The organism is Acidobacteriota bacterium, from assembly GCA_039030395.1.
Classification (GTDB): Bacteria; Acidobacteriota; Thermoanaerobaculia; order Multivoradales; family JBCCEF01; genus JBCCEF01.
In genome coordinates, this window is the sequence record JBCCEF010000023.1 from 24,637 (window position 1) to 41,116 (window position 16,480).

A 16,480-nucleotide genomic window follows, 5' to 3' on the forward strand; every position below is an offset into this window, starting at 1 on the left:
AGGGAGGCGGTCCCGCCGAAAGCTTCTCTTCCTGCGTTTGGAGACTCTTCAACACGCCGCCGACGGATCCTCGTCAGCCGCCTCTTTTCCTAGCGAGCCGAGACCGTCGAGTCCCAGGCGTTGGTGTCACCGGACTCGAAACCGTCGGCGAAGAGGGCGCACAGCGTCTCGCGCAAGGTCACGAGGTCGAGCAAGCCATCGGTTGGGATGGTGTAGTCGGCGAGAGGGCTGGGGGCGGCATCGGACAAGTGAATACCGACCATGCCGACGGACCGTGCACCGCTGGTTGGAGCGTTCTCGCTATCGGCGATCTCCGCCAGGGTCTCGCCGACGAAAGCCGTCTCGCCGATCGGCACCGCCGTCGGCAGCAGCCCATGGGCGTGGGTGTAGATCAGCGGATCGGGCTTCGGCGCCGGCGCCTGGGAGGAGAGCACCAGCACATCGAACTCATCGAGAAAGGTGGGATCCTCCAGAATCGCTTCGAGATCGTCCCGCGTCCAGCCGTCGGGCACATTGGTGATCACCCCGAGTTGCAGCCCCGCCGCCTGTAGATCATCGACGGTCTGCTGCGCGCCGGCCCGCAACACGAACTGCCCTCCCCCACCCGCCTCCACCAGCGTGTCGCCGAGATCGAAGAAGACCGCGTTGAGGCACATCGCCTGGGCGGTTGGCACCGCCAGTAGGGCGGCGACCAGCATTCCTAGGAAGGGCAGATTTCCAGGCAGCGAACCGAGGCGACGAGGCGGGCAAAGGTTGGGGTGTCGTGCGTTCATAGAGACAGTCTCTCAGATCTCTCCACCGCCGGCCGGCGAATTCGGAGTCCCTGAAGCGGCGCCCTCCCTCGGGTCGTCCTCGCCGGAGTCCTTGAAGACGAAGCGCTGGTACACCAAGGACACCAAGATCAGGGCCACCGCCAGTCCCACCAGCGAAGCGACCCGGTAGAGATCCTGCAGCTCACCCAGATCGAAGAGAAAGACCTTGCCGATAGTGAGGATGAGAAAGATCAAACTCGCCCAGCGCAGGCCCTTGCTGCGAAGGGCAATACCGAGGACCAGCAAGGTCACCGCAAAAACCGTCCAGGCGAGCGACTGGGTCAGATCCCGAGTGGCGTTCCGGCCGGCGGCCCACACCAGTTCCGGTCCGCTGCGAAAGGCGTTGACGATGATCAGGTTGATCCAGGTGAAGACCACTCCCAGGGCCGCCCCGCCGAGGGCCTTCGCGCCCCAGGCCCTCCCGGAGCGATACAGAAACCGCTCCGTGGCCCTGGCCCGCGCCGCTTCGAGAGGCTGCATCCAGTAGAGCCCGAGGACCAGCGCCACCGCCGGTACGAGGTAGGTGTAGCTGATGCCGTTGAACAGGAGCTGGTCGGGACCGGCCAGATCCCGCAGGGTCCACGGACCGGCGACGAGGCGCAGGGTGGCGGCGGCAGACAGGGCGAGGGAGAGGTACTTCAACACCGGATGATCAAAGCGTCGCCAGAGGCCGACCAAGGCGACGCCCTGGAGGGCCAGGGCCACGGTGATCCACTGCACCCCCAGGAACAGAGCGATCGCCGCCCCGGCAAAACAGAGACCCACCGCCCCGAAGCCGATCGAAGCGCGATCCCGCTGCGCGGGCGCGTCGGTTCCGAGACGCCGGGCGAAGAAGAAGGCACCGCCGGCGATCAAGGCCAGGCAGAAGGCGAGGACTCCCCACCGGTTCTCGAACTCCTGCCGATGGAGCCAAATACTCAGGCTCAGGGCGAAGAGAGGAAGGGCCGCGACGGCGCCGTACCAGGCGAAGGGCGTCTCGGCGAAGCGACGACGCCACACAAACGGCCAGCCCACCAATAGCGCGACAAAGAGGAGCAGTCCGCCGACGATCGTGAACGGCGAAGCCGCATAGTCGAGTTCGTAGACCCCGCGCAGCGTCGCCGACAGGGTCACGAAGGCCGCCAACGCCACCGTCAAGGCATAGACCCATCCGGAACGCCAGCGGGCGGCACCGATCGCCAGCAGGAGCGTCCACCCCAAGATCGCCCACCCGGTCTCGGCGAGGGTGAAGGGAGACCCCCAAACCATTGCCAACCCGAGAAACGGCAAGGCCAGGACAAACAGTGCGCCCCGTTGGACGGGCTTCTGCCACTTCTCCGGCAGCGGCAGGAAGTTCGCCAGCAAACCGAGCAACCCGGCACCGGCCGCCACCGGGAGCGGTGCCGAGACGTCCAATCCCCGAGTCGTCGCCAATCCAAAGCCCAGCCCGAGGCCGGCGAGAGTCACCAGGAAGGTCCGGCCGGACACCAGCGCCAGAGCGATGTGCAGCACTGCGGCAACCAGCGCGACCACCAGCCAAGTGATGTAAGAAGAGGCCGGCTGAGCCCAAGCCGCGAGGAGCGAGAAACCGGCCAGCCCCCCACCCACGAGAGCGGCCGCCAGGGCCCCTTGTCCGAGGGGCCACTGGGGCTTCCAGCGGCGCAGCACCAGCACCGGCAGCGCGAAGGCCACCGCCACCAGGGAGAAGGACAAGGCCCGGGTCCCTGCCCCCAGGAGATCGATATGCAGTGCCAGCACCGCCCCAAGACTCACGACCGATGCGGCGGCGGCGCCCAAGCCCAAGACGGAGGAGCGATTCATGACGGAAAGACTCTGCGCCACCAAACCCAAGAGAGCGAGGAGACCCGAGTAGGCCAGCAGGTGAGTCGCCAGCGCGTCGCCCTGGAACGCCAACATGCCGGCCAGGGCAAAGGCTCCGAGGAGAGCGACGACGCCCGAACGCCAGCCTCCCGCGAGCCGATCCCGCCGCTCTCCGGCCACCACCGTCGAAGCGGCAAAGAGCAGCCCGAAGAGGCCGATCACCGCCAGCGACAAGAAAAACCGTTCATCGCTGCCACCGCGCAGCAGCCAGATCACCTGGTAGAGCAACGTGCCGGCCATCGCCAGACCACCCAGCACCGGCCACCGTCGACGCGCGCCCAAGAACAGCAGCCCCACATCGAGTAGCAACAGGTAGCCGAAGACTTGGACCGGCTGGTCTTCGAGCGACGAAAGAAACGCCGGCGTGGCGAAACCACCCAACAGTCCCAGCACCGCCATCACCTGGGATCGACGACGCCAGGCGAGCCAGCCGCCCAAGAGTGTCACCAGGGTCATCGCCCCGAAAGCCACCCCGGCGTTCACCAAGTCGTAAAGAACGTGCCCTGCCCAACAGCCGGCGTAGAGCAGCACCAGACCGGTACCGCCGAGGGCATTCGAAGTCGTCCGGTAGCGGCGGGCCAAAGCGGTCGACAGACCGAGGCACACGGCCCCGGACAAGAGCGCCAAGGCCACTCGAACCGACGGTGAGATCCACCCGGCATCGATCGAATGCTTGACGAAGAACAGCCCGGCCAAGGCCAGCACCAACCCACCCAACACCGCCGCGCCGCGGATACCGATCCACTGCTCCCAGTCCACCGGAGAGCGCTTCTTCCTGGCCGCAGCCGACGGTGCCGCAGCCGACGGCGCCAGGGGAATGTCCGGAGCCTCCACCACCGGTGCCAGGGGAATGTCAGAGGGCGGGGAAGGCGAAGTCGGAGCGGGCACCGGATCCGCCGCCTTGCCCCCGTCGACCGGGGGCGCGGAAGGTGTCGTCGTCGGAGGTGCCAGGGGAATGTCGGCAGGCGGCACCGCCGGCGGTGAAGAACCCACGGGCTGAACCGGTTCCGGCGGTATCGGAGCCACGCTAGGGGCAGGAGGCCGTCTCGCAGCATGAGCCGACTCCTCCGCCCGGTGACGCACCGGAGGAGCCGCCGCCCTTGGCACCGGAGTCGATTCCTCCGGCCGGCGCAGGCCCTCGTACTCCAAGACCCGAAGGCGCTTCTCCATCCGAGAGAGCCGCACCCACAGCAGCACCACAACTACCGGCGTGACCAACGCCGCACCCAACAGAGCGACCGCCACCAGCACGAAGAATCCTTCCATCCCCAGCCTCCCCTCTCGCTATGAGTCACGAGCTGTGTGATCTGGCTCCGTCCATCCGAACTTTCAATCTCAGGTCACCACCCTAGGACATGGCAAGGGAGATGCCAGGGCATCTGACCCGCTGATTCGCATAGAACGAGCACATTGCCGACTAGGCACCACTATCTACCGATCATCAAATGATCACACCTTGTGCAGAAAATGCACCACCTTCGGACCCAGCCGCATTCCACACCACCAAAGACTCACTGCATCGGGGGAGGCTACCCGGACCTGTAGGGCTCGCCCGCCACTAGAACATCGAGTTGTCGTTCTTCGAGGACGCGGGAATCACCTGGAGGACGTCCCAATGCTCCACAATCTTGCCCGCGGCGTCGAAGCGGAAGATGTCGATGCCGGCGTACTCGTGATCGCCGGGCCAGATTTGATGGCAGTGAAGGACCACCAGGTCGCCCTCGGCGATGGCGCGCTTGAAGTGGGTGACCTTTCCCGGGTACTCCGCCGCCATGCGTTCGAAATACTCGATGAAGGCCTCTTTGCCGTCCGCCACTTCGGGGTTGTGCTGGATGTATTCGCTGCCCACATACCGTTCGATCGCCTCGCGCGGCTTGCACTGGTTGAACATCAGGTCGTAGAAAGCCTGGGCGTTTTGTTTGTTCTGAGAAGGAGTAGGGCTCATCGGAAGGACTCCTCAGCAAGTCGTGCACTGGCTAGACGATGTGGGTCATTTCATGCAAGACGAACTCCGCCACCGCACCGTCCGTGGCCTTCCGGTAGGCGGCGATGTGCGGGGCATGGATGTGGGCCAGCCACAGCTCGCGCGACTCCCAGTTTTCATAGAACATGAAGTGGGCCGGATTCTCGTTGTCCTGGTGCAGGTCGTACTGGAGGCAGCCGGCTTCGGCGAGGGTGATCGGTACGAGCTTTTCGAGTTCGGCCTTGACGAGGTCGATCTGGTCGGGTGCGGCGTGGATGTTGGCAACGACGGTCAGTTTGGGCATAGCCTCCTCCTGGAATCACATTTCGGGCGAGCGACGCCTACCTTACCGGGTTCAAGGCTGCGAGTTCGGCCGAACCCGCCACCGTTCTTCCCGATGAAAAAAGCCCGGAACCGCCGAGGTCCCGGGCTTTCGTGCTGAAATGGCTATGCGCCGGACTCAGCGCATGCGGCCGACGGCCCAGAGGCCGCCGCCCAAAAGCAGGCCAGCCATCAGCAACAGGCCCCACTGGCCGAGGGTGGGAATCGCCACCACCGGGATCGGCTCGATGCCGACGACCAGGGTCGGGCGGACGGCCGGGTCTGTGGCCTCACGGCTGTCGAAGCGCTTGGGAGACGCACCGCCCGGATCGAGGATTTCGGTACCCAGAACGATCCAGCCGCGATTGCTCCCCGGGTCGTCGACCCAGCCCTGGACATCGGCCACCATCTCGGGCGTCGAGCCCCAGGTCGCCGGTCCCAGGCCGAGGGGCTCCGGGCCGTCGATGGTGATGGTGTCGCTCGGCAGCGCGAAGTCGCCGCCGGGGGTAATCCAGTCTGCGCTGCCGAACATCCGCTCGCACCAGGTGGCGTCCGGCGCGACGGCCTGATCACCGGCGCCGCCGCCGCCGCCACCGCCGCCGGCGGTGGTCGCATTCGAAGGCCCTTCACCCCAGCTCGACAACAGACGATGGATCGAGAAGTCGAAGGGACCCGCATTGACGGTGCGGTTGACGTTCAGGGTCAACATCGCGGAGACGACCGTCGCGCCCTCCGGAATGGCGCTGAGGTCGAAGGCCACCAGCGCGCGCTTGGTGTCGTCGAAAGGCTCAAGATACCCGGCGAACAGATTGGGACCGGAACCGTTGGCGAGCTGGCCGCCGCCGGCACCGCAAGCGCCGTTGACCGGCTGATCGTCATAGATGGTGGTGTCCTGGCTGGCCTGGATGGTGAAGAAATCCTGTGCCCCGGCCGGAACCGCAAGAACCGCGACGACCAACACCAGACCCACAAAAATCATCCCCTTCTTCATGAACTCTCCTCCGGAAGAACCCGCATCTTGTGGGGGATCTTCGGTTTCTACCAACGGTTGGTCTACGACTCAATCGCAGACATCTTTAGTTCCGCAACACAGCCAGTATACATAAGTGGATAAGCGCAAGAGAACCAGAACCGCCAATCCGTATGCCGCAGATCGCTCGACCGCGGGCCGGCATTCAAGCGCGCCCGGATCGCTTCGGCGGAGTATCCGAGCTTGGATTGAATGGTGAGATCCTCCCAGATTCAACGAACTCTGTTCGTCTACCTGGAGTCGAGTCCACCAACAGCTACTCTTCGGGTGCCAATGAAAGGGCATTCATCACGCCATCCACCACCCCGGACATGCTTGAGTAGTCGAGGGTCGCCGCCGTATCACCGGGCGAGTGATAGTGCGGATTTCGGAGGAATGCCGTGTCCGTGATCATCACCGATGGGATGCCCTCGGCCCAATAATTTCGATGGTCCGAGGCGTCGAGATCAGGCATCCATCGAGGAGCGGAGAAACTGTAGGCCGGCACAGTGGTAGCACCTCGAAAGGCGCGTTTGAGACGCCGGGCGAGGCGACGATCCTCGAGTCGGCCCACGATGGCGATGAAGTCGCCGCGGGCAGGAAAAAGCCAACGGTGTAGGTGACTCGGCCACGGCTGATATTCAGTGAAGTAGCCGATCATCTCCAAGCAGATCATCGCCACTGCGGGCCGATCACGAGTTCTCAGCGATCGCGCATGAACCGCACTACCCATGTGGGGCGTTGCAAAGAACGGCGGTTCCTCGTTGGCGAATGCCACCAATTCCACTCGGCTGGGTGGCGCATGCTCGCCGAACAGCCGGGCAAGCTCTAGCAGACCGGCCGTTCCGCTCGCGTTGTCATCCGCACCCGGGTTCGGACCAAAGAGACCAAAGCTGTCGTAGTGGGCTCCAATGATCGTCAACTCCGCGTCCTGAGGGCCAAAGCGCACAATAAGATTGCGATAGGAGTCACCACGGGCGGAAAAGACTTGCTCTTCAACGTCTCGGCCCGAGGTCTCGAAAACCTGGCGAATGTAGTTCGCCGCGCAGTTCAGTCCGGCCGGATTTTCGACCGACCGGGGATGACACGGACCGGTCAGATACTCCACATGACGCCGCAGAATCTCCGGATCTGCTCTGGGCAAACCGGCAACTCGGTCCTTTCCAAAGGTGGGCTGCCGGAAAAGCGCGCCGAGACCGAAGCCGAGCAGAAGGAGCCCCGCGCCGACTCCAAGGACGATTCGAAACAAGGACCGCATCAGGGCATTCATCGATGCAGTCTACGGAGGACGACTCCGGCCCGTCACCACCCAGAAGACCTAGGCTGCCCCTTTCTGACGTCGCAACGACACCCACACTCCGGCCAACATTAGAAAGACAACCCATCCCACCAGCCCGACGGAGATATCGCTGGAATGGCCAGCGGAGAATCCGCAAGGCAGACACTGGAATCCAGAAGTGATGCGGTCGCCCCCTAGGGCCATTCCGTACCCTCTTGAAAAACGAAAATGGGCGCCCACGGGCCCAGGAAGGTCAGACCGGGGAGCGGAGTCGAGATAAGAAGGACCCCCACTCTGCGCTGCATCCGTGTCACGTGCCTTTTGGTTCTGATCGGGTGCGAGGCGAATCCGCCGGCTGAGGAGCCGCTGCCGCCGTTCTACTGACTACAAGTGAACTACCAATCCACCTCCCTCGCTGAGATCCGGAAGAAAGTCGTCGGCTTCTATGGAATTCACCAACCTACCTCGCCAGCTCCGATCCTTCGGAGTAGGTCACGCGCACATCCCCGACACCGGACGGAGACCCGGATTACCTGGCAGCATGAGGCTATGGCCCGCCTCAGGTGACCTCCAGGATCTTCGAGACCTTCTTCGACGACGGCTTCGAGTCCGGGAACACCGGAGCTTGGGATCAGACGACCGAGTAGCGGAACTCCCGCGAGCGACAAAACACCGGCTCGCGGGGGCAGGGGAACTCAAGGCTAAGGACAGCCCGCCGGATTGTAGGCTGCGGACCACACCTGGTTCGACGCCAGATCGCAGTTGCCGGTCGGCGTGTCGTTGCAGCCGCGACCGTACTGGTAGTCCGCCTCGCCTTCGTCCGGCCACAGAGGACAAGCACACTCGACGTAGGTCTCTCCGTTCTCACCCTTCTGCAGCTCATCGCAAGGCGCCGTCATGCAGCCGGCGTAGCGGCCCTTGTCCTCGGTGCAGCGCAGCTTGAACTTCTCGTTGCTGTTGGGGTCCATCACCTTCGCGAAGCTGAAGGTGGAGATGAATTCGTAGCCCGGATTGAAGAGGTTCCGGCGGATGTATTCACACACCGTCGCGGTAGGCGGATCGGACGGCAGGTCCAGGTTCTTGCAGGGCGGACTGTCCGGCGCGCCGGTGCAGAAGTTTTGGCATTTCGAGCCGTCCTCGCCGCACTGCTCGACGGTCTCGTCGTAAATGCACTCGTTCAAAATGCCGCCGATCTCCACGTACATCGGCTGGGCCTCGGAAGCCTCGTACACCTGACACAGGCAGTCGGCATGGTCGCCATCCGCGGTGCAGGGCAGGGGATCGGCTCCCGAGTAGTAGCACAGCGCGTACTTGCCGGCGGTACAGGTCAACATATTGGTGGGGCTGTTCACGAAGTCCTCGGCGGCGCCGGGAGTCATCTGGTAGGGCACACCCTCACACTGCAGCTCGGAATCCGCCCCCACCGGTCCCGCAAGCAATAGGAACCACACGGCCAGCGCAAGAAACAGACATCTCTTCATGGAATCCTCCCTGAAAAAAGAAAACCGAAACCCTTCGATGACGGCTACAAGCAGTAGTGTCTCAACTACGGGTGTTCGGGTCGGACGATTCCATTTCAGCGGCCCGTCAGGCTTCCGGCCGATGCGATTCACATGTCTCCAACCGGATCTCGCCGTTGAGGGTCGAGGCGCGGAGGTCGGCTCCGCCGGAGCCGACTCGCCCCCTCACTTCGACGCGTTCGAGATCCAGTTCGCCATCGGGCTCGACGGTGCGCGTCGACGGGTCGCGATGCCACGGCAGGGTCACGAAGATCGGATCGCCGGCGGTGCTCAAATGGAGATGGCCGGAGTAACTCGGCGGCAGGCAGAGTTCAACACTGCCGTTGAGCGAGGTGAAGATCATGTCGCGACCCGCCTCGACGGCGGTGAAATGGGCCTGGATGGCACCGTTGGAGGCATTCACCGCCGCCGCCCCGGAGAGTCGTTCGAGGTCGACGGAGCCGTTGAGGTTGGTGATCTCAGCCAACCCTTCAAGGCGGCTCACCTCGATGTCGCCGCCGCGTTCAATGCGCAGGTCGACACTGGTCCGGAACGGGGTGCGGATCCGCAGGTTTGCGCTCCGCATGACACCGGGCCGGAGGGAATCCTGACGAATACTCACGACATTGGCGTTCTCATTCACCTCGATGCGGGCGGTGCCGACCTCTCCGGGCCGATCCCCAAAGGTCTCGATCGTCAGGGTCCGCAAGCCCTCCTCCCCCGCCACCTCGATCGTTCCCCAGAGGATCTCCACCCGCAGCTCCAGAGGCTCGGAGGGACTCGTGAGTTGTACCTCAATACGTTCCGCCAGGGCCACCGTCGGGGCCATCCACCAACAAAGACTGAAGATCAGAAACAACGCCATCCTTCTCATGTTTCCTCCTTGGGACTGAGCGCCACCCGAGCCTGCCGGAGCACCTCGGGGCGGGCGATCAAGTGTTCGAAATCCCGCGGCGACACGAACCGCTGTTGTCGCAGGCGCAATCCGAGATGGGCCTGCACAATCGCTGTCTCCTGGAGCATCAGCAGTTCGATCAGGCGATCCGTTTGGTCTACCGCAAGGTCCTGATCCAGCAAGATTTCCAGAGCCAATAGGCGCACGTTCAGACTGTCGTCCTCCTCCAGGCGCCGCAGCAGGGCCTCCGTCAGCAGGGGCTGGGCCGGTCCCAAATCACCGGCCGCGCTGACCCCCCGCAGCCGCTCGAAGGTGGATGGGTCTTGCAGCAAGGCCAAGACGATGCGAGGGTCCCCCAGGTCGTCGGGCGGCGGAGTGGGCGTGGGGCGCAGGGCCAGAAAGCCGGCGACCGCCAAGACGGCCGCGGCGGCCCAGGCCAGCCAGCGGCTCGGGCTCTTCCGCCCGCGGGGCTTTTCCTTCATCAGCGATTCGAAGCGCGAGCGCATGCGCCGCATCGGCGCGTCGGCCGCGAGATCGTCGAGCAGATGATCTTCGGTCGGTGTCTTCATGCTGGTTTCTCCCATTCGGCGAGATGCTGCCGAGCGGCCTTCCGGGCGCGGTGGATCCGCACCTTGACCGCCCCCGGGGTGGATCCGAGAAGCTCCGCGATTTCGCGATGCCGGAGGCCCTCGAAGTAGGAAAGTAGGAGGACTTCGCGCTCCACGGCGGGCAGTTGCCGGAGGGCGTGGGTCACGCCGGCGGCGCGTTCCCGGGCGAGGTGGAGCGGCTCCGGGGAATCCGCGTCCACCCTCTCCTCCAACGCCCCGGACGGCATGCGCGAGCGCCGGTCGAGAAAGGCCCAAGCGGCATTGCGAGCGATGCCGAGAAACCACGGCAGAAACGCGCTGCCCGGGCGGAAGCTCCGCCGGTGGCGCAGGATCTTGAGAAAGGTCTCCTGCACCAGGTCCTCGGCGCTGCTCGGGCTGCCGACGAGGCCGCGTAGAAAACCGAACAGGCGGCGTGCGTGGCGCTCGAAAAGCGGCGTCAAGCTCGACAGATCGCCACGGCTCACCGCTTCCATCAAGGCCTCGTCGGTCGGTTCAGGAGCCATTCTTTCTTCCCCGGATACCACCCGAAAAAAGCCGTATCGCCGCAGGTCACGCCATCGTGACCGATCACCCGACGCGCGCCGCGCCGGAAAACCTCGACACCGAAGCCGCGGCCGTCGCCGGCATCGGTATCTCCTCCCCGGCGGATCAGAACAGCGCCCGCCAGGTCTCGCTCCAGAACCCGCGACGCGATCCACTCATCGAGTCGCCGTTCGAGACCGGTCGTCGCAGCAGCCTCGGCCCACGACGCGGCCGGTGAAACCAGAAGCCACACAATGAGCGCGATACGAGATTTCATCACTCCTCCCTGAGGTTGGGCCTTCATTCAGGAGGAGGTATCGCCTTCCCGGCGAAAGGTTACTTCAGGGGAGTGCCCGGCTGACTTTCCCTCACCTGCCGGTTCCGCGGCTCCCGAAACCCCTTGAGTTCTCGCGTCGCCTCGGGTCTGCCTCGCCGTCCCACATGGTAACCTCGGCCCATGGCGCAGCCCTCAAAAAACGCCGTGACCCGGGTCAAAATCTGCGGCATTGCCACCCTCGAAGACGCGAGCATCGCGCTCGGATACGGAGCGGACGCCCTGGGCTTCTTGGTGGGATTGCACTACGAAACGCCCGATCGACTGACCGCCGACCGAGCGCGGTACCTGGTCTCCGAGTTACCGCCATTCGTCACCTCAGTGCTGGTGACCCACCTTACGGACTTGGCCGATGTGCGCGACCTTTGTGCTCGAGTAGGAGTCAGCTCCGTGCAGCTGCACGGCGACTTTCCGATCCGCGACATCCCGAACCTGCGCTCCGCCTTGCCCCACCTCAAGATCATCAAAGCGGTGCATAGCGACGACCGCGAGTCCTACGAGGCAGCCATGAAAGCGTCCTATGCCGCGGACGCCATCCTCCTGGACACCCGGGTGGGTGAGCGCATCGGTGGCACCGGCAAGACTCACGATTGGGATCGCAGTCGCAGGATTCGCGAAGCGTTGGAGGGTTTTCCGGTGATCTTGGCCGGTGGACTCGGCCCAGACAACGTCGAGTCGGCGATTGAAAGGGTCCAACCTTTCGGCGTGGACGTCAACACCGGAGTGCAGGGAAAACCCGGACGCAAGGATCCCGATCGAGTGCGGCGCTTCATCGCCCGAGCGAAACAGCTCCGAACCGAGCCAGGGCAAAGGGAGTCCGTTTCTCTAGAACAAACCGGCTAGCAGGCCTTGACCAGGGAGCATCTCCGTGAATCCCCTGAGCGCCTTTTCGTTCGGCAAGATCATTAAGACTTTTATACCCGGACTCATTGCGAGCGTTGGCGTTTTATTCATCTTTGACCTCATCTATCAAGTAGCGCAGCCCGCGGGCGACGACGCCGGCGGTTCTCTCTGGCAATCGCTCTTCGAGCGCTCGTTCTTCTCCCAGATCGTCCTGCAGAACAGTGTGGCCGCCACCGTCTTCGGGGCGTTCATGATTCCGCTTTCCCTGATGCTCGGTTTCTTCACCAACACTCTGTTGTGGCAGTTCGCCAACTCGTCCTTCCGCGCATGGGTCGAAAAGGAATTGGATCCCCAACTCATCGCCGCACGCCGCGAGCTGAAAAAGAAAGCCAACGCGGAACTCAAGGCCTTCACCGGTTCGGACGAAGACTGCGAAAAGGCTTCCATCGAGACCTACTTTCTGCCGATGGTCGACTTCGAAAAGTTCTCCTACGTCCGCGAGAGCTACTTCTCCTGGTTCGAGTTTCAAGCCAACTCGGCGCTGGCACTGGTCTTTTCATACTGCCTGTACGCCTTGACCGTGTTGGTCTTGCTCGCCGGTGCGGGAGTCTCTGCCGGCGCCTTGGCCCTGTCCCTGATCCTGCCCTTGGTGTTCATCGCCCTGTTCGGCACCCTGCTGGTGTTCGCAGCCAAGAACAATCTCTTGCGCTACCAAGAGCGGGTTCTCCTGTTCCTGGTCTGCTGCGTCACCCGGGAAGGCCGATGCGCAGCGGACGAGGCCTCGTAGGAATCTCGAGGCCCCCTCCATCGTCGGTCGGCGAACCCTGCCGAAAGTGTGTGGTGGCCCTTGCCGGCACAAGGCTAAACTGGCCGGTAGGACTTGTTGCGAGCCACCATGAACCCAACGGAAGAAACCAACGCCGGCATCGAACGGCTTCTCAGCCAGCAGGAAGCCCTGCGCCAGGTGATCGAGGAGGTCAGCAGCGAACTCGAATTCCAACCGCTCCTCACCCGCATCGTGCGGCTGGCCTGCGAACTCTTGGGAGCCCACGACGGCAGCATCGGCCTCTATGACCGGCAGCGGGAGGTCATGCGCATCGCCGCGGTGTACCGCATGCCCGAGGGCGAGCTGGGTTCGGAGTTCGCCGCCGGCGAGGGCCTGGCCGGCCAGGTCTTGCTGCGCCGCGAGCCGGTGAACCTCACACGCTACGGCGCGGTGCCCAAACCGGCCCTGCCGAAGCTGGCGGAAAATGCGGTGCTCGGCGTGCCGATCTTCTGGCGCGGAGACCTGGTCGGCTTCTTCGGCATCGGCGCGGCGCCACCCCGCCGTTTCGACAGCATCGATGTCGAGATGCTCAGCCTCTTCGCCCGCCACGCGGGCATCGCCATCGACAATGCCGAGCGCTACCGGCGGGAGAAAGAACGGGCCGACCAACTCGGCCTCATCGCCAAGGTGGCGCGCATCATTTCCGCCGGCCTCGATCTCGACGACATGTTGCGGGATGCCGCCGAAGCGACCCACCACATCCTCGGCTACGCCAATGTCGCTATTCCGATTGTCGACCCCCACGATCCCGAGACCCTGGTGCTCTCCGCCGTCGGCGGCAGCTACCGGCACCTGATCACCCGGGAGTATCGGCTACCGATCCGCCAGGGGATCATGGGCGCCGCCGTGCGCAGCCGCAAGACGGTGCTGGTCAACGACGTGCGCAACGATCCCCGCTACGTGCCAACCCCCGGCTCGGCCACCATCCGGGCCGAGCTGGCGGTACCCATTCTTCTCGCCGGCGAGGTGTTGGGTGTGCTGAACGTCGAGAGCAGCGGATCCTTCACGGAGGAGGACGCCGCCAGCCTCGAAATCATGGCCGATCATCTGGCGGTAGCGATCAAGAACGCTTCCCTCTACCAGCAGGCGCAGCGCCTGGCGGTACTCGAAGAGCGCCAACGGCTGGCCCGCGACCTGCACGATTCGGTCACCCAGATGCTGTTTTCGGCCACCCTCATCGCCCAGGCGGTGCCGCAGGCCTACCGGCGCGATGCGGAAGAGGGCGAGCGCCGCCTGGCTCGGCTGTTGGAATTGAACCGCTCCGCCCTGGCGGAGATGCGGGCTCTGTTGCGCGAGCTGCGCCCGGCGAAAGAACCGATGAAGATCACCACCGGCGAGTTTCCGCTACCGACGATCTTCCGGGTGCGACGCGACGGCCTCCTGCCCGCCCTCGAAGATCTGCTGGAGGAGGCCCAACGGGACGGCCTCGAAGTCACCCGCCGCTGGGATGGCTACCGGCGCCAATCGCCGGACGTCGAAGAGACCCTCTTTCGCATCGCCCAGGAAGGCCTCAACAACGTCTCGAAGCACGCCCGCGCCCAGCGGGTGACCGTCAAGCTCCACCACTCCCCCGGCAACATTCACCTCACCCTGGAGGATGACGGCATCGGCTTCAACGCTCGCCGCGCCTTGGCGCGCTCGGCGAAGGAAGGCGGCATGGGAGTGCTTTCGATGCGCGAGCGGGTGCGCAGCCTGGGCGGAGACTTCCGGCTTCGAAGTTCGACCGGCATGGGCACCCGCATCGAGATCAAGATTCCGCAGAAAGAGAACCCGGAGACGCCATGACCGAACCCATCACCCTGCTGATCGTCGACGACCACGAGATCGTGCGTGAAGGGCTGCGGACTCTCTTTGGAGAGTTCGACGACCTCGAAGTGGTCGGCGAAGCGGCGAACGGCCGTGAAGCCCTCGAACTCGTCGCAGCGCAAGATCCGGATGTCGTTCTGCTGGACCTGGTGATGCCCGAAATGGATGGCCTGGAAACCCTCGCCGAATTCCGCCGCCGCGACGTCCGCGCGGGCGTCCTGGTGCTGAGCAGTTTCGTCGAAGATCACCAGGTGCGCCAGGCGATCGAGGCCGGCGCCCTGGGCTACCTCCTCAAGGACGCTTCAAAGGGCGATCTGGTGCGCGCCATCCGCGGCGCCCGGGCGGGCCGGCCGGCCCTCCATCCGGAAGCCCAGCGGATCCTCATGCAGCGCGTCCAGGCACCGCCGGAGCCCTCCCCCATCGACGACCTGACGCCACGGGAAAAGAGCGTCCTCGAACTGATCGCCCGCGGCCGCAGCAACAAGCAGATCGCCGGCACCCTCCACCTGAGCGAGGGCACCATCAAGGGCTACGTCAGCACCATCCTCTCCAAATTGGCGGTAGACGACCGTACCCAAGCGGCACTGCTGGCGGTGCGCGAGGGCTTCGTCAACAACGGCTAGCCCGTTGTTCTCACCAACTTCGTAGCGAGAGGGCGTAGGCGCCTGTAGCTGCAAGGAGCTGGGCTCTCGAAGCGACACAGGCGTACTCGAAGTACGTCGAGGAGCGGAGAGGCCCGAAGACGCAGCAGATGCAGGTGCATACGACCTCGCAGCAGAAGGATGGTGAGAAGGACGGGCTAGCCCTCGCGGTCTCCTAACTTTCGACAGGTCCCACCCCCTCCATCGAAGGGAATCCTCTCCCACGATCCTCCCTAGCAGGTTCGGAAAATCGGGGGCTGTGCCACAGCCCGCCGGCCGCCAAGATGAGTTCACTCTCAAGCAGCACAACTCATCTCAAAGGAGATTCCGACATGACCAAGACCCTCAAGACCGTTTCCAACCCCTTCGTTTTCGCCCTCGCCCTCTTGGCCCTCACCGGACTGATCCTGCTGCCGGGCAGCGCCGAAGCCGGCGCCGTCAAGGACGCTACCCGCGCCGGCGTGGTGATCGGTGCCGACGACGACAACCAGGACAATCCGCTGGTGCAGCCCGCCGATTCGGCGATCAACCAGAGCCTCGACAACGCCGACGTGCTCGAAGGCCAGGACGGTCCCGATGTGTTGATCGGCCTGCTCGGCGCGGACCTGCTGAGCGGCGGCATCGAAGACGACATCCTGATCGGCGGCCCCGAGGCCTTCGTGGCACCGAACAAAGACATCATCCTCGGCGGTTCCGGCAACGACATCAACATCTGGGCGCCGGGTGACGGCAGCGATGCCTTCCTCGGTGGCGAAGGGGACTTCGACGCGATGGTCTTCGGCGTGCTCGACCGGATCGACGGCGTGCCGACCTTGACCGAATCGCCCTTCCGCCGCCGCACCGGCATCCCCACCGCCGAGGTGACGAACCAGCCGGGCTTCTGCGTCCTCGAACCGGTCGATCGCCAGGTCACCGGCTTCGACTTCTTCGTGCGCTTCTTCACCTTCTCCGATGGCCTGCTCAAGGTCACCGTGCGGCTGCGCGACGTCGAGCAGTTGTTCTGCACCAGCCCGAACGGCGGCGCTATCACCTACGCCGACCTAAAGGCCCCGCACCCGACGCTGGAAGAGGTCACCCTGGAAGAGGTTTCCCAGGTCAACCCCACCGTCGGCGCCATCATTCGCTAGCAGGTCGCTGAAAAGGGCTTCGCCCTATGATTTCAGCTTCCCTGCTAGCCGCTCATTTTGAGGGGGCTGGGCGCCCCCTCGCCCTGCGGGCTCACCCCATCCTCGGCGGCCAAGCCGCCGCCTCGCCCTTCGGGC

At 64.4% G+C, this 16,480-nt stretch carries 16 protein-coding genes; 6 read left to right on the forward strand and 10 right to left on the reverse strand.

What is annotated here, in order from left to right:
• Positions 1–89: 89 nt before the first annotated feature.
• The 10 genes from AAF481_17125 to AAF481_17170 form a co-directional block, all read right to left on the reverse strand.
• Positions 90–773, reverse strand: a complete 684-nt coding sequence (locus AAF481_17125) for an HAD hydrolase-like protein (GenBank protein ID MEM7482899.1) — start codon at positions 771–773, stop codon at positions 90–92.
• A 12-nt stretch (positions 774–785) separates the two neighbouring features.
• The gene (locus tag AAF481_17130) at positions 786–3,938 is read right to left on the reverse strand and encodes a DUF2339 domain-containing protein (protein MEM7482900.1); all 3,153 of its coding nucleotides are present in this window, start codon (positions 3,936–3,938) and stop codon (positions 786–788) included.
• 292 nt (positions 3,939–4,230) lie between these two features.
• Positions 4,231–4,617, reverse strand: a complete 387-nt coding sequence (locus tag AAF481_17135) for an ester cyclase (GenBank protein MEM7482901.1) — start codon at positions 4,615–4,617, stop codon at positions 4,231–4,233.
• A 31-nt stretch (positions 4,618–4,648) separates the two neighbouring features.
• Positions 4,649–4,939 (reverse strand): putative quinol monooxygenase, encoded by a 291-nt coding sequence (locus AAF481_17140; GenBank protein ID MEM7482902.1) that lies wholly within the window; start codon positions 4,937–4,939, stop codon positions 4,649–4,651.
• A gap of 156 nt (positions 4,940–5,095) precedes the next feature.
• The gene (locus AAF481_17145) at positions 5,096–5,947 is read right to left on the reverse strand and encodes an IPTL-CTERM sorting domain-containing protein (GenBank protein MEM7482903.1); all 852 of its coding nucleotides are present in this window, start codon (positions 5,945–5,947) and stop codon (positions 5,096–5,098) included.
• A 295-nt stretch (positions 5,948–6,242) separates the two neighbouring features.
• A complete protein-coding gene (locus AAF481_17150) occupies positions 6,243–7,235 on the reverse strand; it encodes a M28 family peptidase (GenBank protein ID MEM7482904.1) in 993 nt (330 codons plus the stop codon).
• A gap of 710 nt (positions 7,236–7,945) precedes the next feature.
• A complete protein-coding gene (locus tag AAF481_17155; GenBank protein MEM7482905.1) occupies positions 7,946–8,725 on the reverse strand; it encodes a hypothetical protein in 780 nt (259 codons plus the stop codon).
• 106 nt (positions 8,726–8,831) lie between these two features.
• Positions 8,832–9,608: a hypothetical protein gene (locus tag AAF481_17160; GenBank protein ID MEM7482906.1), complete on the reverse strand. Its 777-nt coding sequence runs from the start codon at positions 9,606–9,608 to the stop codon at positions 8,832–8,834.
• A 5-nt stretch (positions 9,609–9,613) separates the two neighbouring features.
• On the reverse strand, positions 9,614–10,207 hold the full coding sequence (locus AAF481_17165; GenBank protein ID MEM7482907.1) for a hypothetical protein: 594 nt from the start codon (positions 10,205–10,207) through the stop codon (positions 9,614–9,616).
• Positions 10,204–10,749 (reverse strand): RNA polymerase sigma factor, encoded by a 546-nt coding sequence (locus AAF481_17170; protein ID MEM7482908.1) that lies wholly within the window; start codon positions 10,747–10,749, stop codon positions 10,204–10,206. Before AAF481_17170 ends, AAF481_17165 begins: the two co-directional genes overlap by 4 nt.
• Before the next feature lie 56 nt (positions 10,750–10,805).
• Between AAF481_17170 and AAF481_17175 the strand changes: the two genes are divergently transcribed.
• From AAF481_17175 to AAF481_17200, 6 genes are all read left to right on the forward strand, one after another.
• The gene (locus tag AAF481_17175; GenBank protein MEM7482909.1) at positions 10,806–11,006 is read left to right on the forward strand and encodes a hypothetical protein; all 201 of its coding nucleotides are present in this window, start codon (positions 10,806–10,808) and stop codon (positions 11,004–11,006) included.
• A gap of 243 nt (positions 11,007–11,249) precedes the next feature.
• Positions 11,250–11,945, forward strand: a complete 696-nt coding sequence (locus AAF481_17180; protein MEM7482910.1) for a phosphoribosylanthranilate isomerase — start codon at positions 11,250–11,252, stop codon at positions 11,943–11,945.
• A gap of 25 nt (positions 11,946–11,970) precedes the next feature.
• Positions 11,971–12,732, forward strand: coding sequence for a hypothetical protein (locus tag AAF481_17185; protein MEM7482911.1), 762 nt, complete (start codon positions 11,971–11,973; stop codon positions 12,730–12,732).
• Between the two features lie 108 nt (positions 12,733–12,840).
• Positions 12,841–14,556, forward strand: coding sequence for a GAF domain-containing sensor histidine kinase (locus tag AAF481_17190; GenBank protein ID MEM7482912.1), 1,716 nt, complete (start codon positions 12,841–12,843; stop codon positions 14,554–14,556).
• The gene (locus AAF481_17195) at positions 14,553–15,200 is read left to right on the forward strand and encodes a response regulator transcription factor (protein ID MEM7482913.1); all 648 of its coding nucleotides are present in this window, start codon (positions 14,553–14,555) and stop codon (positions 15,198–15,200) included. Before AAF481_17190 ends, AAF481_17195 begins: the two co-directional genes overlap by 4 nt.
• Before the next feature lie 350 nt (positions 15,201–15,550).
• Positions 15,551–16,345 (forward strand): hypothetical protein, encoded by a 795-nt coding sequence (locus AAF481_17200; GenBank protein MEM7482914.1) that lies wholly within the window; start codon positions 15,551–15,553, stop codon positions 16,343–16,345.
• Positions 16,346–16,480: the final 135 nt, after the last annotated feature.